Annotated in this window: 17 protein-coding genes and 2 pseudogenes; 4 read left to right on the plus strand and 15 right to left on the minus strand. The window is 65.9% G+C overall.

Features of this window, described 5'->3' with window-relative positions:
* Entirely contained in the window at nucleotides 1-1230 is a 1230-nt protein-coding gene (gene rocD / locus CYU59_RS18120) for an ornithine--oxo-acid transaminase (RefSeq protein WP_293001189.1), read from the plus strand.
* Here the strand turns inward: rocD and CYU59_RS18125 are convergent.
* The 7 genes and pseudogenes from CYU59_RS18125 to CYU59_RS18155 form a co-directional block, all read right to left on the minus strand.
* Nucleotides 1227-2045: a mycofactocin-coupled SDR family oxidoreductase gene (locus CYU59_RS18125; RefSeq protein ID WP_293001130.1), complete on the minus strand. Its 819-nt coding sequence runs from the start codon at nucleotides 2043-2045 to the stop codon at nucleotides 1227-1229. The genes rocD and CYU59_RS18125 overlap by 4 nt on opposite strands.
* An 85-nt stretch (nucleotides 2046-2130) precedes the next feature.
* A pseudogene (locus CYU59_RS18130) lies at nucleotides 2131-2956 on the minus strand (SHOCT domain-containing protein).
* A gap of 154 nt (nucleotides 2957-3110) precedes the next feature.
* The gene (tuf, locus tag CYU59_RS18135) at nucleotides 3111-4301 is read right to left on the minus strand and encodes an elongation factor Tu (protein ID WP_293001132.1); all 1191 of its coding nucleotides are present in this window, start codon (nucleotides 4299-4301) and stop codon (nucleotides 3111-3113) included.
* Nucleotides 4302-4459: 158 nt separating this feature from the next.
* The gene (gene fusA, locus CYU59_RS18140; protein WP_293001134.1) at nucleotides 4460-6565 is read right to left on the minus strand and encodes an elongation factor G; all 2106 of its coding nucleotides are present in this window, start codon (nucleotides 6563-6565) and stop codon (nucleotides 4460-4462) included.
* Between the two features lie 82 nt (nucleotides 6566-6647).
* Nucleotides 6648-7118 (minus strand): 30S ribosomal protein S7, encoded by a 471-nt coding sequence (rpsG, locus tag CYU59_RS18145; protein ID WP_099037227.1) that lies wholly within the window; start codon nucleotides 7116-7118, stop codon nucleotides 6648-6650.
* Complete coding sequence (rpsL, locus tag CYU59_RS18150; RefSeq protein WP_285187242.1) at nucleotides 7118-7492, minus strand: 30S ribosomal protein S12; 375 nt, start codon at nucleotides 7490-7492, stop codon at nucleotides 7118-7120. Before rpsL ends, rpsG begins: the two co-directional genes overlap by 1 nt.
* A gap of 283 nt (nucleotides 7493-7775) precedes the next feature.
* Entirely contained in the window at nucleotides 7776-8417 is a 642-nt protein-coding gene (locus CYU59_RS18155) for a TetR/AcrR family transcriptional regulator (protein WP_293001144.1), read from the minus strand.
* Nucleotides 8418-8562: 145 nt separating this feature from the next.
* On the opposite strand from CYU59_RS18155, the gene CYU59_RS18160 reads away from it, so the two are divergent.
* The 3 genes from CYU59_RS18160 to CYU59_RS18170 are packed head-to-tail and all read left to right on the plus strand — an operon-like array spanning nucleotide 8563 to nucleotide 10570.
* Nucleotides 8563-8940 (plus strand): DUF3060 domain-containing protein, encoded by a 378-nt coding sequence (locus CYU59_RS18160; protein ID WP_293001146.1) that lies wholly within the window; start codon nucleotides 8563-8565, stop codon nucleotides 8938-8940.
* Nucleotides 8941-8944: 4 nt separating this feature from the next.
* Nucleotides 8945-9385, plus strand: coding sequence for a DUF3060 domain-containing protein (locus CYU59_RS18165; RefSeq protein ID WP_293001148.1), 441 nt, complete (start codon nucleotides 8945-8947; stop codon nucleotides 9383-9385).
* A 12-nt stretch (nucleotides 9386-9397) separates the two neighbouring features.
* Entirely contained in the window at nucleotides 9398-10570 is a 1173-nt protein-coding gene (locus tag CYU59_RS18170; protein WP_293001150.1) for an FAD-dependent monooxygenase, read from the plus strand.
* Here CYU59_RS18170 and CYU59_RS18175 read toward each other — a convergent pair.
* From CYU59_RS18175 to CYU59_RS18210, 8 genes and pseudogenes are all read right to left on the minus strand, one after another.
* Nucleotides 10567-11331, minus strand: a complete 765-nt coding sequence (locus CYU59_RS18175) for a crotonase/enoyl-CoA hydratase family protein (protein ID WP_293001152.1) — start codon at nucleotides 11329-11331, stop codon at nucleotides 10567-10569. The two genes, CYU59_RS18170 and CYU59_RS18175, sit on opposite strands and share 4 nt — an antisense overlap.
* Complete coding sequence (locus tag CYU59_RS18180; RefSeq protein WP_293001191.1) at nucleotides 11328-12050, minus strand: PaaX family transcriptional regulator C-terminal domain-containing protein; 723 nt, start codon at nucleotides 12048-12050, stop codon at nucleotides 11328-11330. Before CYU59_RS18180 ends, CYU59_RS18175 begins: the two co-directional genes overlap by 4 nt.
* 16 nt (nucleotides 12051-12066) lie before the next feature.
* Nucleotides 12067-13005, minus strand: coding sequence for a crotonase/enoyl-CoA hydratase family protein (locus tag CYU59_RS18185; protein ID WP_293001154.1), 939 nt, complete (start codon nucleotides 13003-13005; stop codon nucleotides 12067-12069).
* Between the two features lie 49 nt (nucleotides 13006-13054).
* Nucleotides 13055-14683 (minus strand): acyl-CoA dehydrogenase family protein, encoded by a 1629-nt coding sequence (locus CYU59_RS18190; RefSeq protein WP_293001155.1) that lies wholly within the window; start codon nucleotides 14681-14683, stop codon nucleotides 13055-13057.
* Nucleotides 14684-14730: 47 nt separating this feature from the next.
* Nucleotides 14731-15576: a PHB depolymerase family esterase gene (locus CYU59_RS18195; RefSeq protein ID WP_293001156.1), complete on the minus strand. Its 846-nt coding sequence runs from the start codon at nucleotides 15574-15576 to the stop codon at nucleotides 14731-14733.
* 1 nt (nucleotide 15577) lies between these two features.
* The gene (locus CYU59_RS18200) at nucleotides 15578-16336 is read right to left on the minus strand and encodes a deoxyribonuclease IV (protein ID WP_293001157.1); all 759 of its coding nucleotides are present in this window, start codon (nucleotides 16334-16336) and stop codon (nucleotides 15578-15580) included.
* A gap of 173 nt (nucleotides 16337-16509) precedes the next feature.
* The gene (locus tag CYU59_RS18205) at nucleotides 16510-20460 is read right to left on the minus strand and encodes a DNA-directed RNA polymerase subunit beta' (RefSeq protein WP_293001159.1); all 3951 of its coding nucleotides are present in this window, start codon (nucleotides 20458-20460) and stop codon (nucleotides 16510-16512) included.
* Between the two features lie 74 nt (nucleotides 20461-20534).
* Nucleotides 20535-21741 (minus strand): annotated as a pseudogene (locus tag CYU59_RS18210) (DNA-directed RNA polymerase subunit beta); the annotation flags it as partial.

Below are 21741 nucleotides of genomic sequence, written 5' to 3' on the forward strand. Positions count from 1 at the left end.
ATGGGCACGGCACTGGGTCGCGGCACGCTGACCGAAGCGGCGATCGCGATCGACGAGCGTTACGCCGCACACAATTACTCGCCGCTGCCGGTCGTTGCCGCCAGTGCGCAGGGGTGTTGGATCACCGACGTCGAAGGCCGCCAGTATCTGGATTGCCTGTCGGCGTATTCGGCAGTCAATTTCGGGCACCGGAACCCGGAGATCACCGCGACGGCCCATGCCCAACTCGACACCGTGACACTGGTCAGCCGTGCGTTCCACGCCGAAGCCCTGGGCACGTTCTGTACGGCACTGGCGACCTTGTGCGCCAAGGACATGGTGTTGCCGATGAACAGTGGCGCAGAAGCAGTCGAGAGCGCACTCAAGGTGGCGCGCAAATGGGGTACCGACGTCAAGGGCGTGCCGGCCGGCCAGGCCAACATCGTGGTTGCCGACAACAACTTTCACGGTCGGACCATCAGCATCGTCAGCTTCTCTTCGGACCCGACGGCACGAGTCGGCTTCGGGCCGTTCACACCGGGTTTCCGCTCGGTGCCGTTCGGTGATGCCACCGCGCTGGCCGAGGCGATCGACGAACACACTGTCGCCGTGCTGCTGGAGCCGATCCAGGGCGAGGCCGGCGTGATCGTGCCGCCCGAGCACTACCTACCGGCGGTGCGTGAAATCTGCACTGCCCGCGACGTTCTCATGATCGCCGACGAGATCCAGTCGGGTCTGGCCCGCACCGGTCGCACCTTCGCCTGCGACCACTGGGATGTGGTGCCCGACATCTATCTGCTCGGAAAGGCACTCGGTGGCGGCGTGGTACCGCTGTCGGCGGTGGTGGCCGACCGCGACGTTCTCGGCGTGTTGCATCCCGGCGAGCACGGCTCGACGTTCGGCGGCAACCCGTTTGCCGCGGCGATCGGCCACACCGTGGTGTCGATGCTGGCTCGCGGCGAGTTCCAGGAGCGGTCCACCCGGCTGGGGGAACAGCTGCACGGCCGGCTGCGAGACCTGATCGGCCACGGGGTGCTCGCGGTGCGCGGGCGAGGCCTGTGGGCAGGTGTCGACCTCGAGCCGAGGCTCGGCAGTGGCAAGCAGCTCAGCCTGCGACTGGCCGACCGTGGGGTGCTGGTCAAGGACACGCACGGGTCGACACTGCGGATCGCTCCGCCACTGGTGGTCACCGCGGCCGAAATCGATTGGGCCATCGATCGATTGGCCGAGGTCCTGGCTGAGACGACCTAGTACTTCAGCACACCCTTGTCGACCGGGATCTGCGCTCCGGTCAGTGTGCCCGACCCGTCGCTGACGAGCCAAGCCACCACATCGGACACTTCGGCCGCCCCCATGAACCCGTTGGGCTGCAGCGGCATCGGGCCGAAACTGTGGATGAAGTGGGGGTGCTCGGCGAACACCTGCATCATCAGCTCGGGTTCGATCATCGGCGTTTCGACCGAGTAAGGGTGGATGGAGTTGACCCGGATGTTGTACTCGCCCAGTTCGATTGCCAGGGTGTTGGTCAGACCGGTCAGCCCGTGCTTGGAGGCGGCGTAGTGGCCGTTGCCGGGGGTGGCCTTCAACCCGGCCGACGAACTGACCACGACGATCGCTCCGCCGTTGCCCGCCTTGATCATCGCGGGTATTACCGCGCGGACCGTCTGGAACGTCCCGGTCAGATTCACGCTGATGACGCTGTCCCACTGCTCGTCCGTGAGCTCCCACACCCGTCCCCAACTGAGCACACCGGCATTGGCAACCAGGATGTCGAGGCGGCCGAACTGCTCGACACCGTCGGCGACCAACTGCCGTAGCGCCGCGTCGTCGCGAATGTCAACCTCACGGGCCAGGATTTTGCGGCCCTCGGCCTCGACGGCGCGAACCGTCTCCGCCAGATCCGCCGCGGTGGCCGGCGGGTAGGTGATGCTGTCGGACACCGGCGCGCAGATATCCGAGGCGATGATGTCCGCGCCCTCGCGCGCCAGTCGGACCGCGTGGGCGCGGCCCTGGCCGCGCGCCGCACCGGTGATGAATGCAACCCGCCCCTGCAATGATCCGGACACGCCTGCCCCTTTCGCCGACTGTCGATCAGGCTAACAGCGAAACTGAAACGTGTTCTAATCGGCCGTTCAAGCACCGGCCGCCGGGTCAGAGGTCGGCGATGATTTTCTGCCGTGCCGCGGCGTACTCCGCGTCCGAGATGGCGCCGCTGGTGTGCAGTTTCTGCAGCTCCTCGAGGCGGTCCGAGACGCCCCCGCCGACCGGTGAGGGCTGCTGCGCCTCGCCGGCCCGCCGGACCACTGCGAGTACCTGCTGGCGCACGGCCGGGTAGTTGCGGATGTCGACGGTGCCGGCCAGCGGCAGGTTGTGGGCCTTGTAGATCTGCATGATCTCCATCAGCGGACCTGCCTGACCACTCAGATCGTAGGTCTTGTTGTCCTCGCTGACGGTGATCTGCGCGGGCACCACACCGGCAATCAATGCGCTTGCCTGCCAGTCGATCTCGTACTCACGTGTGGTGGGGTCGACCAGGGCGACGAGCTTGCGCGCGGTGACGATTGCCTGCTTGGAGAAGTCGACGGTGACCCGCTTCTGGTCGGTGAAATCGACCCCCTGGCCCGGTGATTCGCAGGTCCAACTTGATCACCGGGCGATCGTTGATCCGCATACCGGTTTCCGCCAGGCCCTGGATCTGCGCGGTGGCGAGCACGCCGGTCTGCTGCAGCGCGGCCATTTTGGCGGACGCCCGGGCGCCGCGGTTCGCCAGCCAGAGCGCGACCAGCACGTCGACGACGGTGATCAGCAGCCCGACCCATAGCAACCACGACGTGCTCTGCTCGACAATCGAGTCCGCTTCGCTGCCGAACGAACCAAGCAGGTTGGGCAGCGCAAAGTAGGTGATCAGAAATATCGGACCGACCAGACCACCGCAGACCAGAACGATGAGTTGGGCCCTGAGGTACCGAGCTAACATTCGTGCTCCCGCGGGTCGGCGACCGATGACGCCGGTCAGCGTATCGCCGCGGGATTGGAAATGGATTGGTCCGTGCCGAACCGGTGGTCAACACGGGTAAATGCGCAACGGCGCCCATCCACCAGGGATGAGCGCCGTTGGGCGTTGGAGCGAACTACTTGAGGATCTTGGTGACCCGGCCGGCGCCGACGGTGCGGCCACCTTCACGGATCGCGAACCGCAGGCCGTCGTCCATGGCGACAGGCTGGATCAGCTTCACCGAGATCTCGGTGTTGTCACCGGGCATCACCATTTCGGTGCCCTCCGGCAACGTCACGACACCGGTCACGTCGGTGGTGCGGAAGTAGAACTGCGGCCGGTAGTTGTTGAAGAACGGCGTGTGCCGGCCACCCTCGTCCTTGGACAGGATGTAGACGCTGCCCTCGAAGTCGGTGTGCGGGGTGGTGGTGCCGGGCTTGATCACAACCTGGCCGCGCTCGACGTCCTCACGCTTGATACCACGCAGCAGCAGCCCGACGTTGTCACCGGCCTGGCCCTGGTCCAGCAGCTTGCGGAACATCTCCACACCGGTGACGGTGGTCTTGGCGCTGGTCGTCTTGATGCCGACGATCTCGACCTCTTCGTTGACGTTGATCACGCCACGCTCGACACGGCCGGTCACCACGGTGCCACGACCGGTGATGGTGAACACGTCCTCGACGGGCATCAGGAACGGCAGGTCGGTCTCACGGACCGGGTCCGGGATCGACTCGTCGACCGCGTCCATCAGCTTCTCGACCGACTCGACCCACTTCGGGTCACCCTCGAGGGCCTTGAGCGCCGATACCTGGATGACCGGTGCGTCCTCGTCGAACTCCTGGGCGGCCAGCAGCTCACGAACCTCGAGCTCGACGAGCTCCAGCAGCTCCTCGTCGTCGACCATGTCGGCCTTGTTCAGCGCGACCAGGATGTAGGGCACACCGACCTGGCGGGCCAGCAGCACGTGCTCGCGGGTCTGCGGCATCGGGCCGTCGGTGGCGGCAACCACCAGAATCGCGCCGTCCATCTGGGCGGCGCCGGTGATCATGTTCTTGATGTAGTCAGCGTGACCGGGGGCGTCGACGTGTGCGTAGTGACGCTTCTCGGTCTGGTACTCCACGTGGGAGATGTTGATCGTGATACCACGCTGACGCTCTTCGGGCGCGTTGTCGATCTGGTCGAACGCACGCGACTCGTTGAGTGCGGGGTACTTGTCATGCAGAACTTTGGTGATAGCCGCGGTCAACGTGGTCTTGCCGTGGTCAACGTGACCGATGGTCCCGATGTTGACGTGCGGCTTCGTCCGCTCGAACTTCGCCTTCGCCACTTCTGTGTCCTCCTGGACTTGTTGGTGCTTGTTAAAGCAGTGTTGTTATTTCCGTTGTGCCGCGGTTGTGACCGGGCAAGATTACTCCGTCGCTTCTGTGCGCATTACTCGGCTCCTCACTCGTGAGCTTCGCTCACTCGCCGTCGCCTTCGTGCCGCTCACTCGCCGGTTGCCTTCGCGATGATCTCCTTCGACACGTTCGCCGGAACTTCGGCGTAGGAGTCGAACACCATGGAGTAGTTCGCCCGGCCCTGTGTCTTCGACCGCAGGTCGCCGACGTAGCCGAACATCTCCGACAGCGGCACGTGGGCTTTGACCACGCGCGCGCCGCTGCGTTCCTCCATGGCCTGGATCTGGCCACGGCGGGAGTTCAGGTCGCCGATCACGTCACCCATGTAGTCCTCGGGCGTAGTGACCTCGACGGCCATGATGGGCTCCAGGATGACCGGCTGTGCTTGCGCCGCAGCCTTTTTCATCACCTGTGAACCGGCGATCTTGAACGCCATCTCCGACGAGTCGACGTCGTGGTAGGCGCCGTCGAGCAGCGTCAGCTTGACGTTGACCAGCGGGTAGCCGGCCAGCACGCCGTACTGCATCGCGTCCTGGGCGCCGGCGTCGACCGACGGGATGTACTCCCGCGGGATGCGACCACCGGTGACCTTGTTCTCGAACTCGTAGGTCGCGCCGTCCTCACCGCTGAACGGTTCGAGGCTGACGAGGACCTTGGCGAACTGACCCGAGCCGCCGGTCTGCTTCTTGTGGGTGAACTCGACCTTGTCGACCGTGCGCTTGATGGTTTCCTTGTAGGCCACCTGCGGCTTGCCGACGTTGGCTTCAACCTTGAACTCGCGACGCATCCGGTCGACCAGGATGTCCAGGTGCAGCTCGCCCATACCGCCGATGACGGTCTGGCCGGTCTCGTTGTCCTGGTGCACCTTGAAGGTCGGGTCCTCCTCGGCGAGCTTCTGGATGGAAAGGCTCAGCTTCTCCTGGTCGCTCTTGGTCTTGGGCTCGATGGCGACCTCGATGACCGGGTCCGGGAAGGTCATCGACTCCAACACGATCTGGTTGTTGGGGTCGCAGAGGGTGTCACCGGTGGTGGTGTCTTTCAGCCCGATGACGGCGTAGATGTGACCCGCCGCGGCGGTCTCCACCGGGTTCTCCTTGTTGGAGTGCATCTGGAACAGCTTGCCCAGCCGCTCCTTCTTGCCCTTGGTGGCGTTGATGACCTGGCTACCGGAGTCGACCTTGCCCGAGTACACCCGGACGTAGGTCAGCTTGCCGAAGAACGGGTGGGTGGCGACCTTGAACGCCAGCGCCGAGAACGGCTCGTCGGTCGACGGGTTGCGGGTGATCAACTCGTCTTCCTTGCCCGGCACGTGACCCTCGGCGGGCGGCACGTCCAGCGGCGACGGCAGGTAGTCGATGACCGCGTCCAGCATTGGCTGCACGCCCTTGTTCTTGAACGCGCTACCGCACAGCACGAGGTAGGCCTCGGAGCTGATGGTGAGCTGGCGCAGGGCGCCCTTGATCTCGTCGATCGTCAGCGCTTCGCCGCCGAAGTGCTTCTCCAGCAAGGCCTCGTCGGTCTCGGCGACGGCCTCGAGCAGCTTCTCGCGGTACTCGTCGGCCTTCTCCTGCAATTCGGCCGGAATGTCGATGGTCTCGTAGGTCTCACCGAGCTTCGTCTCGCCCCGCCAGACCTTGGCCTTCATCTCGACCAGGTCGATGATGCCCTCGAAGTCGCCCTCAGAGCCCACCGGCAGCTGGATCGGAATGACGTTGGCGCCCAGCCGGTCTTCCATGGTCTTCACCGAGAAGTAGAAGTCGGCGCCGATCTTGTCCATCTTGTTGACGAAACAGATCCGCGGGACGTCGTACTTGTCGGCCTGCCGCCAGACCTGCTCGGACTGCGGCTCGACACCTTCTTTGCCGTCGAACACGGCCACGGCGCCGTCCAGCACGCGCAGGCTGCGCTCCACCTCGACGGTGAAGTCGACGTGGCCGGGGGTGTCGATGATGTTGATCTGGTTGTCGTTCCAGAAACAGGTGGTCGCCGCGGAGGTGATGGTGATCCCGCGCTCCTGCTCCTGCTCCATCCAGTCCATCGTGGCGGCGCCGTCGTGGACTTCACCGATCTTGTAGCTGATGCCGGTGTAGTAGAGGATGCGCTCGGTCGTCGTCGTCTTGCCGGCGTCGATGTGCGCCATGATTCCGATGTTGCGGACCTTGGTGAGGTCGGTCAGCACGTCCTTCTGTGCCACGGAAGTCTTCCCACTCTTTCGATTGCTTGGTTATTTCGCTGTCAGCGCCCCGGCGTCGCGCCGGTTCGGACCGTTGCGGTCCCTACCAGCGGTAGTGCGCGAAGGCGCGGTTTGCCTCGGCCATCTTGTGGACGTCCTCGCGTCGCTTGACGGCGGCGCCCAGGCCGTTGCTGGCGTCCAGCAGCTCGTTGGCGAGCCGCTCGACCATGGTCTTTTCCCGGCGCTGCTTGGAGAAGCTGACCAGCCAGCGCAGTGCCAGCGTCGTCGACCGCTCCGGGCGCACCTCGACGGGCACCTGGTAGGTCGCACCACCGACGCGGCGGCTGCGGACCTCGAGTGCGGGCTTCACGTTGTCCATCGCACGCTTGAGGGTGACGACCGGATCGGTACCGGTCTTCTCGCGGGCCTGCTCGAGGGCACCATAAACAATGCGCTCGGCCAGCGATTTCTTCCCGTCCAGCAGAACTTTGTTGACCAGCTGGGTCACCAGCTGCGACCCGTAGACCGGGTCGTTGACCAGTGGCCGCTTCGGCGCGGGCCCTTTGCGCGGCATTAGCTCTTCTCCTTCTTGGCGCCGTAACGGCTGCGAGCCTGCTTGCGGGACTTGACACCCTGGGTGTCCAGCGAGCCGCGGATGATCTTGTAACGCACACCCGGCAGGTCCTTCACACGACCGCCACGCACCAGCACCATCGAGTGCTCCTGCAGGTTGTGACCCTCGCCCGGGATGTAGGCGGTGACCTCGACACCCGTGGTCAGCTTCACGCGCGCGACTTTCCGCAGCGCCGAGTTCGGCTTCTTCGGGGTCGTTGTGTACACGCGGGTGCAGACCCCGCGGCGCTGCGGGCTGCCCTTGAGGGCCGCGGTCTTGACCTTCGCGACCTTGTCACGGCGACCCTTGCGGACCAGCTGCTGAATGGTTGGCATCTACCGGCTTCCTACTTCGTTCTTTTGTTGCTGTCAGATTCTGGTGGAGCTAAGTCTCTGTAGTGCAGTTTCACCCTTCCGCGGTCCCCCGCGGCCGGGTGTGTCGCACGCGCCCGCCGCAGAATCAATCCGTTGCGTGGTTGGCATGCGAATTGGCCCGGCGTTCGCGTCGTTAGGTGAAGCGCCTAAAACCGCCAGGCACGAGGCTCCACAATACCCGCCGCTAGTCGGGCAGGTCAAAGCGACGACGTCGGCGTCCAGCCGACCAAGTTACCGGCCCGCGTCACGGGGCGTCGCGCGCACCGGATCCGCTGCGCAACTCGATGCCGGCCGCCAGCCGGAGCACCATGTCCGAGAACACCGAATCGGTGTCGATGTCGTCCATCACGCCGGTCATCTCCAGCAGCACGAAGCCGTGCATGGCCGACCAGAACTCCAGTGCCGCATAGAAAGCCTGCTCGAGGTCGAGCCCGTAAGACGACAACACCTCGATCACCGGCGTCGCGGCGGCCCGGGTTGCGGCGGTGTACTCCGGGTCGTCGCCGACGCCCAACGGCATGCGGGTGAAGGCCGAGTAGCGGCCCGGGTGGTGGTGGGCGTAGCTGCGGTAGGCGCTGGCCATCACCAGGACGGCGTCGTCGCGCGCACGGCCCTCGCCGACCCGGTTCAGCATCGTGATGATGTCGTCGATGACCCGGATCCGCACTGTGCGGCGCAGGTCCTCCAGGCTGTCGACGTGGTTGTAGAGCGACGGGCCCTTGGTTCCCAGCTGGGTGGCCAGCGCATTGATGGTCAGGGCGTCCCAGCCCTCGCGGTCCAGAAAGGTGAGCGCCGCATTGACGATGATGTCGCGACTCAACCGGGCCACCCGGGCCCCGGACTTCGCGCCGGACCGCGCGGCCGGTGACTCCGGCTCTGCTGGCATGGCGGTCATCCTTCGGTTGCATTCGCCGGCTTGTCTACGGACTGTCGTCCGCGCTCCCCCGGAACGAAGAACTCTAGTCTGCCGGTGACGCGGAGACGTAGGCTCTTTTCCAGCAGATCGCACGCCGTGGCGAGAGGAACCCGCGATGACCAAGTCGATTGCCGGCCGGGCTGTGGCCGCCAGTGCGCTCGCGATCGCCTTCACCTCCGCCGCAGGGGCGCCGAGCGGGCTCGCCAAGAACGGCGACACGCACATCACCGGGATGGGTATCGAGCAGACTGTCGACTGCAACGGGGCGACGCTGTTGGTAGACGGCACCAGGAACACCGTCAACGCGCTGGGGACGTGCTGGGCGATATCGGTGATGGGGTCGGGCCATACTGTGGTGGCAGACAACGTGATCCACGACATCACCGTCTACGGCTCCAACGAGTCGGTCTTCTTCAAAAACGGCGACCCGGTCGTCTGGGACCGTGGCCGCGAACTCGGCATGACGAATCGCGTCAGCCATGTGGGGAGCTGAAGGCATGCGCACCAACGACTCTCGCGTTCTGGTGGCGGTGTCCGCGCTCGCGGCGCTCGCGATCGCCGGCTGCACGCACGGCAGCAACAACGGCGCCGTGCCGTCGAGCGGATCCCCCACGTCGTCGACATCCACGCCGCCGACCAGCAGCTCGGGTGCGCAGTTCGACATCGGCAACACGATCAACTACACGTCGCTGGGTACCACGACGACGCTCGACTGCGGCGACGGCAAGTCGCTCAACGTGGGCGGATCCAACAACACGCTGATCGTCAAAGGCACCTGCGGCACGGTGAGCATCGGCGGGGCCGACAACAAGATCACCATCGACAAGATCGCCACCCAGATCAACGTGGTCGGGTTGAACAACACCATCAGCTACAAGGACGGCGACCCCAAGATCGACAACCTCGGCAGCGGGAACTCCATCAACAAATCCGGATAGCCCTCCGCGACAATGTCATTCGACGTACTCATCAGCGGCGGCGGTATCGCCGGGCCGAGCCTGGCCTTCTGGCTGACCCGGCACTGCCACACCGTGACGATCATCGAGCAGGCCCGTGAGCTCCGTACCGGCGGCCAAGCCGTCGACTTCCGCGGGCCCGCGTTGACCGTGCTCGACAAGATGGGCCTGCTCGAACAGGTACGAGCGGAAGCCACCAGCATGGGACCGCTGGCACTGGTCGACAGCCGGGGCCGCGAAGTCGGACGCTTGCCCGCCGAGGTGGTCAGCGGTGAAGTGGAGATCCACTGGGGCACGCTCACCCGCATCCTGTACGAGGCCGTTCGCAATGACGTGAATTACCGTTTCGGCCAACGTATTACCGCGGTTGACGACGACGGGCAGCGGGTGGCGGTGACCTTCAGCGACGGCACCACCGGCAGTTACGACCTCGTCGTCGGGGCCGACGGCCTGCATTCCGGGTTGCGCCGGTTGGTGTTCGGCCCCGAGGCAGACTACGTCACCCAACTCGGGCAGTGCTTCGGGTTCTTCGACGTCGAAAACCGTTGGCACCTCGATCATTGCGGCGTGGCGCACATCGACGCGGGTCGGACCGCCGCGCTGCAGGCCATAAACCCCGACGAGCCGGCGCGAGCCAGTTTCTTCCTCGCCGACCCCGGCCTGACATTCGACTATCGCGACACCGAAGGCAACAAGCGGTTGTTCGCGCAGCGATACGCGGGGATGGGCTGGGAGGTTCCGCACCTGCTCGCGGGCCTGGCAGCGACTTCGGAGGTGTACTTCGATTCGATCGCGCAGGTCCATCTGGACTGCTATGCGCGCGGACGGGTCTGCCTGACCGGCGATGCGGCCTGGTGCGCGTCGCCCCGGTCGGGCATGGGTACCACCCTCGCGATGGTCGGCGTGTACCTGCTGGCACACGAATTGCTTACGGCTGGTGGCGATTACGCCGCTGCATTTGATCGCTACCAGCGGCAGATGGAACCGTACGTCGCCCGGTGTCAGAAGAGCGCCGTCGACGCGCTGAAAACCGAGCGCTTCGCCACCGGCCGGCTCGCCCCGCTGCGCAACATCGCGTTGCGGATGCTGCGCATTCCGCTGGTGAGCAGGCTGGTGGCCCGTCAGTCGCTGGCGGTCGCGCGGTCGTTCACGTTGCCGGAATACTAAGCCTGCGCACCGTGGCGGCCGGCCCCGGCGGCGAAGCGTCCTGCTCCTTCGTTCGCTTCGGCGGCGACGCGGGAGATGCTGGCGAACTCGTAGTCCAGGGCCTCAGCTTCGGGCAGTCCCCACTGATGCAAGGCTGAGAGCCGGTCCGAACGTAGGCACTGCTGAGGCAGGGCGGCCAGTTCGGCGGCCAACTGCTCGGCAGCCTCGCGCGCCTGGCCTGTGGGCACAACACGATTGGCCAGCCCGATCGACAGCGCCTCACTGGCGTCGACCGGCCGGCCGGTGAGGATCATGTCCATTGCCCGGCTCTGCCCGATCAGCCGGGGCAACCGGATCGTGCCACCGTCGATCAGCGGCACCCCCCAGCGGCGGCAGAACACCCCGAACACGGCGTCCTCCTCGGCGACCCGCAAGTCGCACCACAGCGCGAGTTCCAGACCACCGGCCACGGCGTAACCGCTGACCGCGGCGATCACCGGCTTGGACAACACCATCCGGCTTGGCCCCATCGGCCCGGGTCCGGTCCGATGGACAGCGTTGGCGTCCGGTGTACCGAATGCCTTCAAATCGGCTCCGGCGCAGAAGGTTCCGTGGTCACCCCACAGCACCGCCACCGATGCGGACTCGTCTTTGTCGAAATCGTCGAACGCCTCGTACAGGGCCGCGGCGGTGGGGCCGTTCACGGCGTTGCGCGCTTCGGGCCGGTCGAGGATGACGGTGGTCACCGCACCATGCCGTTCGACGCGTACCGGATCGCTCATCTCGCCTCCATGAGTCGGACGTCGTCGCGCCGCGCGAGCAGTTCGGCGGCGAAGTCGTTGTAAGCGGCCCGTAACCGAACGCCCGGCCACTCGTCGGGCAGCAGCTCGTCGGGCAGCACCGGGTCGGTCAGCAGGTGGCGCACCATCGCCGCGGCCGTGACGAACCGGGCCGGCACGTCGTCGGCGCACGACATGTCCGCGAGCAGTTGTGCACCGGTGCGCACCCAGGACGGTAGGTCCCACAGCTGCCTGGCCAGGTCGGCCGGGTCGTCGTCGCGGGCCTGGATGATCCGCACCCGTGAACGGACGCCGGGGTCGAGGTCTAGCTCGAGATTGTCCGGCCGCATCCACACGCCCTCACGCAGCTCGCCGAAACGCTTGTGGTGCAGCGTTGTTCGCAATGACGCGCGGGTCCGCGCGTCGGTACCCACGCTGGTGACGATCACCGTCGTCCAGGTTCCGCGCCAGGGCAGCAGCTTGGGCCGCATCGCGTCGTCCTGCCGGCGCTGACGGGCCAGCAGCCGATCGGCAAGCCGGTAGCCGTCGGCCGAGCGCACCAGATCGCCCGCGCTGACCATCCGGGTGAGCGCCACTCGCAGCGTCGATTCCTTGATGCCGAAGTCGTCGGTGAGCCGGATCAATTCGGCGGCGCTGGCTCGCGCCGGGTGCGCACCGAGCATCACGCTGAGCACCACCGACCGGGCGGTCATGCGGGCCAGCGAGTTTGGCATCAGGTCAGACCTGAGAAGCTCGCCGGCCGGAGTCGCCGAACGGCTCGTCGCGGTGTTTGACCGCCTCGCGGAAGCCGTGCTCGACCGCATCGGCGACGAATGCATGGCCCTCCGGAGTATGGCGCGCGACACCGTCGAACACCGTGCTGACCATTCTGCTGGTGGCCACACCCTGCTGCAGCAGAGCGGAATTGAGTGCCAGCTTGACCATGATCAGCTGGTTCACCGGGACGGCGGCGATCCGCTCGACCAGTCGCTCGGTCCGCTCGTCGAGATCCTTCGGGTCTGGTGCCTCGACCGCCAGGCCCCATTCGGCGGCCTGGGCGCCGGTGATGCAATCTCCGGTCAACAGAAGGCGTTTGGCGCGCTGGTCACCGAGTCGGTGGGCCCACATGCCGGCCGCCGGCACACCCCAGACGCGGGTGGGCGGGTAGCCGATCTTGGCATCGGATGCGGCGATCACCTGGTCGGCGTGCAGCGCGATATCCGTTCCGCCGGCCACGCAGTAGCCGTGGATCTTGGCCACCGTCGGCTTGTCCGCGTGCAACAGGCTGGAGAAGCCACGCACGAAGCGGCTCATCATCTGGTAGTCGATCATCGGATCCCACGGCTGGTTCGGTAAGTGGTTGACCGCCTGAGTTTTTCCGTCCAGCGACGTTCCGCTGTAGGCGCCGGTGCCGCCGGCCGAGCCGGTCCGGTCGGCGTAGGCACTCAGATCGAATCCGGCACAGAATCCCTCACCCCGGCCGGAGACCAGGATCACGTGGACGTTGGGGTCCAAGTCGGCGCGTTCGACCAGGGCCGAGAGCTCCAGCGGGGTGTCGGCGATGATCGCATTGCCTTTGTCGGGCCGGTTGAACGTGATTCGTGCAACCCGATCGGTGACCTCGTAGGTCATCGTCTTCAAGTTGTCGAAGTCGACCGGCCTGATCGCGTGCGTCATCGGCGCCACTCCTCCCCGTCGCTACGCTCCGAACCGTCGTTGGCGCGTTTCATCCCTTCACCAGAGCACGCTCGATGATGGGCGCGAGATCCAACCCGGCGGGCATGGTGCCGAAAGCGCCACCCCACCGGCCTTCCAGCCGGGTGGCCAGGAACGCCTCGGCGACGGCCGGGTGTCCGTGCCGCACCAGCAGCGATCCCTGCAGCGCCAGGCAGATGTCTTCGGCGACCTTGCGGGCGCGGTATTGAATCGTCTCCAGGTCGCCGAGCTGCGGCCGCAGCTGCTCGACGTGGCGGTCCAGCCGGGCGTCCTGGCCCGCGCTCTTGGCCAGCTCGCCGAACAGCACCTCGATGCATTCCGGCCGAGTTGCCATGGCGCGCAGGGTGTCCAACGCACTCACGTTGCCGGAGCCTTCCCAGATTCCCATCAGCGGCGCCTCGCGGTAGAGCCGCGGCATGCCGGACTCCTCCACATAGCCGTTGCCGCCCAGGCATTCCATGGCTTCGGCGGCGTGCGGTGTCGCGCGCTTGCACACCCAGTACTTGCTGGCGGCCAGGCCGATGCGCCGCAGCAGGGTCTCGGTCTCGTCGCCGCGCACGGCGTTGTCGGTGGCACCGGCCATCCGCATCGCCACCATGGTGGCGGCTTCGGCTTCGACGGCAAGGTCGGCCAGCACGTTGCGCATCAACGGCTGGTCGATCAGATATTCGCCAAATGCCTTGCGGTGCTGGGCATGGTGAACGGCGTGGGTGAGTCCGGTGCGCATGCTGGTGGCGCTGCCCAGTGTGCAGTCGAGCCGGGTGAGATTGACCATCTCGATGATGGTCGGAACACCGCGACCTTCCTCGCCGACCAGCCACGCGGTGGCGCCGTCGTACTCGACCTCGCTGGAGGCGTTGGCGTTGTTGCCGAGCTTGTCCTTCAGCCGCTGCAGGCGCATCCGGTTGAGGCTGCCGTCGGGCAGCACGCGCGGCAGGAAGAAGCAGGACAGGCCGCCGGGTGCTTGTGCGAGCACCAGGAAGATGTCGCACATCGGCGCCGAGGTGAACCACTTGTGGCCGGTCAGCCGGTAAGTGCCGTCGCCATTGGCGACGGCCTCGGTGTTGCCGGCGCGGACGTCGGAGCCACCCTGCTTCTCGGTCATCGACATGCCGGCGGTGATGCCGAGTTTGGTTGTCGCAAGCTTCAATTCAGGGTCGTAGACACGACTGGTGAGCAGCGGTTCGTAGGTGGCGGCGAGCTCGGGGTTGAAGCGCAGCGCTGGGACGACCGCGTAGGTCATCGAGATCGGGCACACATGACCGGGCTCTGCGGTCCAGACGCTGGTCTTGGCCGCGCGCACCACGTGCGCTCCCGGGCGGTCGTCAGCCCACGGCGCGCCATGCATTCCGTGCTCGATCGCGAGGTGCATCAGCTCGTGGTATGACGGGTCGAACTCGACCTCGTCGATTCGGTTGCCGTAGCGGTCGTGGGTCCGCAGGATCGGCCGGTTGCGCTGCGCCAACTCGCCCCAGCGCTGGGTCTGCCGCGAGCCGGAGATCGCGCCCACCGCGGTCACCTCGTCCAAGCCCCACTGCCCGCCCTCGCGAATCAGTGCCTCGATCAGCACCGGTGAGGACGCCGGGTTGTGCTCCTCGAGCGGCGGCACCTGATTACTGACGACATGAGTATCTGGCATGTCGCCAATGTTACATATTTCCTACAACCGCACAAGAGGTGTAATGCTCAGCGGCGGTGAGCTGCGAAGAACTCCCAGAGCTTGGCGGCGGCGAAGTCCGGCCAGCGGTGTCCGCCGTCGGCGATGGTCACCAGTGCGACACCGCGGCCCTGCGCACACGCGGCAGCCGATGTGGTGACCTGGCCGTCGGTCGTCTCGGTCGGCGGCCGGCAGTCATCGAGCTTGCGCCACAACGCATTCAGCTCGGGAACCGGTGGCCCGTCGATGCGGGCGAACCCGTGGCCGGGACCGCCACCGTAAGGGACCATGGGATCGGCGGTGCCGTGGATCGCCATCACCGAGACCGGATGGGGAGTCCGGCATGGATCCAACTGCGTGCCGGCGACCGGCCCGATCGCGGCGAACAGCGTGGTGGTGCACGCCAGCGTGTACGACATGATGCCGCCGTTGCTCATACCGGTCGCGTACACCCGCGAGGCGTCGATACCGACGTGTTTGGACACGTCCGCAACCACCGCGCTGATGAAGCCGACGTCGTCGATGTTCTCTTGGGCCGGCCGGCCGCAACAGCCACCGCCGTTGACGTTCCACGCCCGTTTGACGCCATCGGGATACACCGCGACAAATTTCGCCGAGTCGGCCAATTGATCCCAGCCGTAGGTTCTTTCGGCCTGCTCGGCGCTGCCGAAGCCACCGTGCAGCACGACCACCAGGCTGGCCGGACCCGTCAGCCCGGTCGGCTTGTGCAACCGATAGACCCGGTCGTGCCCGGCCACGCCGATGGTGTGGATGCTGGCGCCGTCGACGAAGCCCGACGGTGGCTTGGGGTGTAGTACTGCACACCCGGCGAGCAGCAGTACGACACCGAGCAGCATCGCGAACCGATGACGCATCTCAGGCGCCCGTCTTCTCCCGCAGGAAAGCAATGTCGTCCTTGCGGCCCTCTTCGGCCGTCTCGCAGATCACCGGTGCGTCGGCGGCTTTGACCACCGCCACCAGCAGCTCGGGATCGATCTGTCCGGTGCCGAAATTCGCGTGCCGGTCGCGACCCGAGCCGGCCGAGTCCTTGGAGTCGTTGCAGTGCACCAGGTCGATGCGACCGGTGATGGCCTTGATCCGGTCGACGGCATCGATCAGGCCCTCCCCCGCCGCCCAGGCGTGGCAGGTATCGAGGCAGAACCCGACACCGGCGTCGCCGATGTGGTCCCACAGCCGCGCGATGGTGTCGAAGTGACGGGCCATCGCGTGGTCGCCGCCCGCCGTGTTCTCAAGGTAGACAGGGACTTTCGTCTCGAGTTGATCGAGTGCCTTACGCCAGCGCAAGAAGCCCTCGTCGAGATCGTCGTCCTCGGCGACGTGCCCACCGTGCACGATGATCGCAGCGGCTCCGATCTCGGCGGCAGCGTCACAGGTCTGCTGCAGGATCTTGCGCGACGGGATCCGCACTCGGTTGTTCGCCGAGGCGACGTTGATCAGATACGGGGCGTGCACGTATATCGGCAGGGCCGCGGCCTTGAGTTCCGCCGCGTCCTCACGCGGTTCGGGGGCCTTCCAGCTCTGCGGGTTGCCGAGAAAGATCTGTACGACGTCGGCGTTCTCGGCGGCAGCGGTGGCCAGCGGATCCTGCGGGCTGATGTGTGAACCGATGAGCACGTCGGCCAGTCTAGTGAGCGCCGCCGACGGGCTCGAGCGCCCTGCCAGCCGGGCGCCCACCTCCCGGCGTGCGGCTGGCCGGGCACTCGGCGGTACGTCGGCGCGCGAAAAAGCCCCGAGCCGAAGCCCGGGGCTTTCCCGTTGTGCGCCGATAGCGGGGCGCTATCGAAGTGTTACCGGTAGTCGGAGTATCCGTAGTCGTCCAGCGGAACCGCGGCTCCGGTCGCCTGGCCGAAGTCCGGGCTGTAGTACTGATCCTCGTAGGACGGGATCGTGTACGCCGCAGCGCGGGCTTCCTCGGTCGGCTGCACCTGGATGTTGCGGTACCGGTTGATGCCGGTACCGGCCGGGATCAGCTTTCCGATGATCACGTTTTCCTTCAGACCCTGCAGCTTGTCGCTGCGGCAGTTGATCGCCGCATCGGTCAGCACGCGGGTGGTCTCCTGGAACGACGCCGCCGACAGCCACGAGTCGGTGGCCAGCGACGCCTTGGTGATACCCATCAGCACCGGACGTCCGGCCGCGGGCTCGCCACTCTCGGCGACCACGCGACGGTTCTCCGCCTCGAAACTCGCACGCTCGATCAGCGAACCGGGCAGGAACTCCGTCGAGCCCGAGTCGATGATGGTCACCCGGCGCAGCATCTGCCGGACGATCACCTCGATGTGCTTGTCGTGAATCGACACACCCTGGGCGCGGTAGACCTCCTGGACCTCCTTGGTCAGGTGGATCTGAACCTCGCGGGGGCCCTGCACACGCAGCACCTCGTGCGGGTCGGCCGAGCCTTCCATCAGCTGCTGACCCACCTCGACGTGGTCGCCATCGGTGAGCAGTCGCTCGGAACCGTCCTCGTGCTTGAACACCCGCAGCCGCTGACGCTTCGAAAGCTTGTCGTAGACAACCTCTTCGCCGCCGTCGTCCGGAACGATGGTGATCTTGTAGAAGCGCTCGCCGTCCTCCAGACGCACCCGTCCGGTGACGTCGGCGATGGGCGCCTTGCCACGTGGCACCCGGGCCTCGAACAGCTCCTGCACCCGGGGCAGACCGCCGGTGATGTCCTCACCGACACCACCCTGGTGGAAGGTACGCATCGTCAGCTGCGTGCCGGGCTCACCAATCGACTGTGCCGCAACGATACCCACGGCCTCACCGATGTCGACCAGCTTGCCGGTGGCCATCGAACGTCCGTAGCAGGTCGCACACACACCGGTACCGGTGGTGCAGGTCAGCACCGAGCGGACCTTGACCTGTGTGACGCCGGCCGCCAGCAGAGCCTCGATCTGCGGATCGCCCAGATCCTCGCCGCGAGCGACGATGACGTTGCCCGCCTCGTCGCTCGCATCCGAACCCAGGGTTCGGGCGTACGCCGAGGTTTCGATGTGCGGATCGCGGATCAGCGTGCCGTCCGGCCCGGCCTCGGCCAGGTCGACCAGGATGCCACGCTCGGTACCACAGTCGGTCTCGCGGACGATGACGTCCTGCGACACGTCGACCAGACGACGGGTCAGGTAACCCGAGTCGGCGGTACGAAGTGCGGTGTCCGCCAAGCCCTTTCGGGCACCGTGGGTGTTGATGAAGTACTCCAACACCGTCAGGCCCTCACGGAAGGACGACTTGATCGGGCGCGGGATGAACTCACCCTTCGGGTTTGTCACCAGGCCCTTCATGCCGGCCAGGGTCCGCGTCTGGGTGAGGTTACCGGTCGCTCCGGACTTCACGATCGTGATGATCGGGTTGTCCTCCGGATAGTGCGCCTCGAGTGCGTTACCAACCTCGTCGGTGGCTTCCTTCCAGATCTCGACCAAGGCCTCGTTGCGCTCGTCCTTGTTCAAAGCACCACGCTGGAACTGCTTTTCGACCTTGTCGGCCCGACCTTCGTAGGCATCCAGGATCTCGGCCTTGTTCGGCGGCACCAGAACGTCGGCCATGGACACCGTGACACCCGAACGGGTGGCCCAGTGGAAGCCGGCGTCTTTGAGCTTGTCGACGGTCTGCGCCACCACGATCATCGGATAGCGCTCGGCCAGGTCGTTGATGATCGCGGCCTGCACCTTCTTGTGCATCTGCTTGTCCACGAACGGGTAACCGACGGGCAACAGCTCGTTGAAGAGCACGCGGCCCAGCGTCGTCTCGGCGATCCAGGGATCGCCTGGCTGCCAACCGTTCTGACCGAACTGCTCAGCCTCGATCTCGGCCGGCGGACGCAGCTGCGTCAGCCGGACCTTGATCTTGGCGCGCACGCTGAGCGCACCGCGGTCCATCGCCATGATGGCCTCGGCCGGCGAGGCGTACACACCGGACTCCGGCTGATCCTTGGCGGCAGGGGTGTATTCGCCCTGGTCGCCGGCGATCTCGGTGGTCAGGAAGTACAACCCGGTCACCATGTCCAGTCGCGGCATGGCCAGCGGGCGACCCGAGGCCGGCGACAGGATGTTGTTCGACGACAGCATCAGGATGCGGGCCTCGGCCTGCGCCTCGGCGCTCAGCGGCAGGTGCACGGCCATCTGGTCACCGTCGAAGTCGGCGTTGAACGCCTCACACACCAACGGGTGCAGCTGAATGGCCTTGCCCTCCACCAGCTGCGGCTCGAAAGCCTGGATACCCAGCCGGTGCAGCGTCGGTGCACGGTTCAGCAACACCGGGTGCTCGGCGATGACCTCTTCGAGGACATCCCACACCTGGGGACGCTGACGCTCGACCATCCGCTTGGCGCTCTTGATGTTCTGCGCGTGGTTCAGGTCGACCAGTCGCTTCATCACGAACGGCTTGAACAGCTCGAGGGCCATCAGCTTGGGCAGGCCGCACTGGTGCAGCTTGAGCTGCGGGCCGACCACGATGACCGAACGTCCCGAGTAGTCGACACGCTTACCGAGCAGGTTCTGCCGGAACCGGCCCTGCTTACCCTTCAGCAGGTCGGACAGCGACTTCAGCGGGCGGTTACCCGGTCCGGTGACCGGACGTCCGCGACGGCCGTTGTCGAACAGCGCGTCGACCGACTCCTGCAGCATCCGCTTCTCGTTGTTGACGATGATCTCGGGCGCGCCGAGGTCGATCAGCCTCTTGAGTCGGTTGTTGCGGTTGATCACGCGGCGATACAGGTCGTTGAGGTCGGAGGTCGCGAAGCGGCCACCATCCAGCTGCACCATCGGACGCAGCTCCGGCGGGATCACCGGAACGGCATCGAGCACCATGCCCATCGGCGAGTTGCCCGACTGCTGGAATGCCGCAACGACTTTCAGACGCTTGAGGGCGCGGAGCTTCTTCTGCCCCTTGCCGTTCTTGATCACGTCACGAAGGTTCTCGGCCTCGGCGTCGATGTCGAAGGTCTCGATCAGCTTCTGGATCGACTCCGCGCCCATGGCGCCGGTGAAGTACTCGCCGTAGCGGTCGATCAGCTCGCGGTAGAGGTTCTCGTCGACGATCAGCTGCTTGGGAGCCAGCTTGGTGAACGTCGTCCAGATCTCCTCCAGCCGGTCCAGCTCACGCTGGGTCCGGTCGCGGAGCTGGCGCATCTCGCGCTCGCCACCGTCGCGAACCTTGCGCCGCGCATCGGCTTTCGCGCCCTCGGCCTCCAACTCGGCGAGGTCGGCTTCCAGCTTCTGCGCCCGCGTCTCGAGGTCGCTGTCGCGCTGGTCCTCGATCGCCTTGCGCTCGACCACCATCTCGGCCTCGAGAGTCGACAGCTCGTTGTGCCGCATCTCGTCGTCGACCGCGGTGATCACGTAGGCCGCGAAGTAGATGATCTTCTCGAGATCCTTGGGCGCCAGGTCGAGCAGGTAACCCAAGCGCGAGGGCACGCCCTTGAAGTACCAGATGTGGGTGACCGGCGCGGCCAGCTCGATGTGGCCCATCCGCTCACGACGCACCTTGGCGCGAGTCACCTCGACGCCACAGCGCTCACAGATGATGCCCTTGAAGCGGACGCGCTTGTACTTGCCGCAGTAGCACTCCCAGTCGCGAGTCGGTCCGAAGATCTTCTCGCAGAACAGGCCGTCCTTCTCCGGCTTCAAGGTGCGGTAGTTGATCGTCTCCGGCTTTTTGACCTCACCGAAGGACCAGTTACGGATGTCCTCCGCTGTGGCCAGGCCGATACGGAGTTCATCGAAGAAGTTGACGTCTAACACGTAACTCCCTTTCCCCTTGCGGGATTAGAAATCGAAACCACTGTGAATGGCCGGCTCGCGCAAGCGCTCACCGATTAGGCCAAGTCCTCGACGGATGCAGACTCGTTGCGCGACAAGTTGATTCCCAGGTTCGCCGCAGCGCGCTCCAGGTCTTCGTCGTCGCCGTCGCGCATCTCGATGGCGGCACCGTCGCTGGAGAGCACCTCGACGTTGAGGCACAGCGACTGCAGCTCCTTGAGAAGCACCTTGAACGACTCGGGAATGCCCGGCTCGGGGATGTTCTCGCCCTTGACGATTGCCTCGTAGACCTTGACCCGGCCGACGGTGTCGTCGGACTTGATGGTCAAGAGCTCCTGCAGCGTGTACGCCGCACCGTAGGCCTGCATGGCCCAGCACTCCATCTCACCGAATCGCTGTCCACCGAACTGCGCCTTACCACCCAACGGCTGCTGGGTGATCATCGAGTACGGGCCGGTGGAACGGGCGTGGATCTTGTCGTCCACCAGGTGGTGCAGCTTCATGATGTACATGTAGCCGACGGTCACCGGGTACGGGAACGGCTCGCCACTGCGGCCGTCGAACAGCCGCGCCTTGCCGTCTGCGTTCACCATCACTTCGCCGTCGCGGTTGGGCAGCGTCGAGCCCAGAAGCCCTTGCAGCTCAGCCTCTTTGGCGCCGTCGAACACCGGGGTGGCGACGATCGCGTCCGGCTCGGAGGTGTGCAGATCCGCAGGCAGGCCGGCCGCCCATTCGGGCGATCCTTCGATGTTCCAGCCGGCCTTGGCGACCCACCCGAGGTGGGTTTCCAGGATCTGGCCGATGTTCATCCGTCGCGGCACACCGTGCGTGTTCAGGATGATGTCGACCGGCGTTCCGTCAGGCATGAACGGCATGTCCTCGGCGGGCAGGATCTTGCCGATGACGCCCTTGTTGCCGTGGCGTCCGGCCAGCTTGTCACCGTCGGAGATCTTGCGCTTCTGCGCGACGTAGACGCGAACCAGCTCGTTGACACCGGCGGGCAGCTCGTCGTCGTCCTCGCGGGAGAACACCCGGATGCCGATGACCTTGCCGGACTCACCGTGCGGCACCTTCAGCGACGTGTCGCGGACTTCGCGGGCCTTCTCACCGAAGATCGCGCGGAGCAGCCGCTCCTCCGGAGTCAGCTCGGTCTCACCCTTCGGGGTGACCTTGCCGACCAGGATGTCGCCGTCGCGGACCTCGGCGCCGATGCGGACGATGCCGCGCTCGTCGAGGTCAGCCAGCACCTCGTCGGAGACGTTC

Source organism: Mycobacterium sp. (genome assembly GCF_002863225.1).
Taxonomy (GTDB): Bacteria; Actinomycetota; Actinomycetes; order Mycobacteriales; family Mycobacteriaceae; genus Mycobacterium.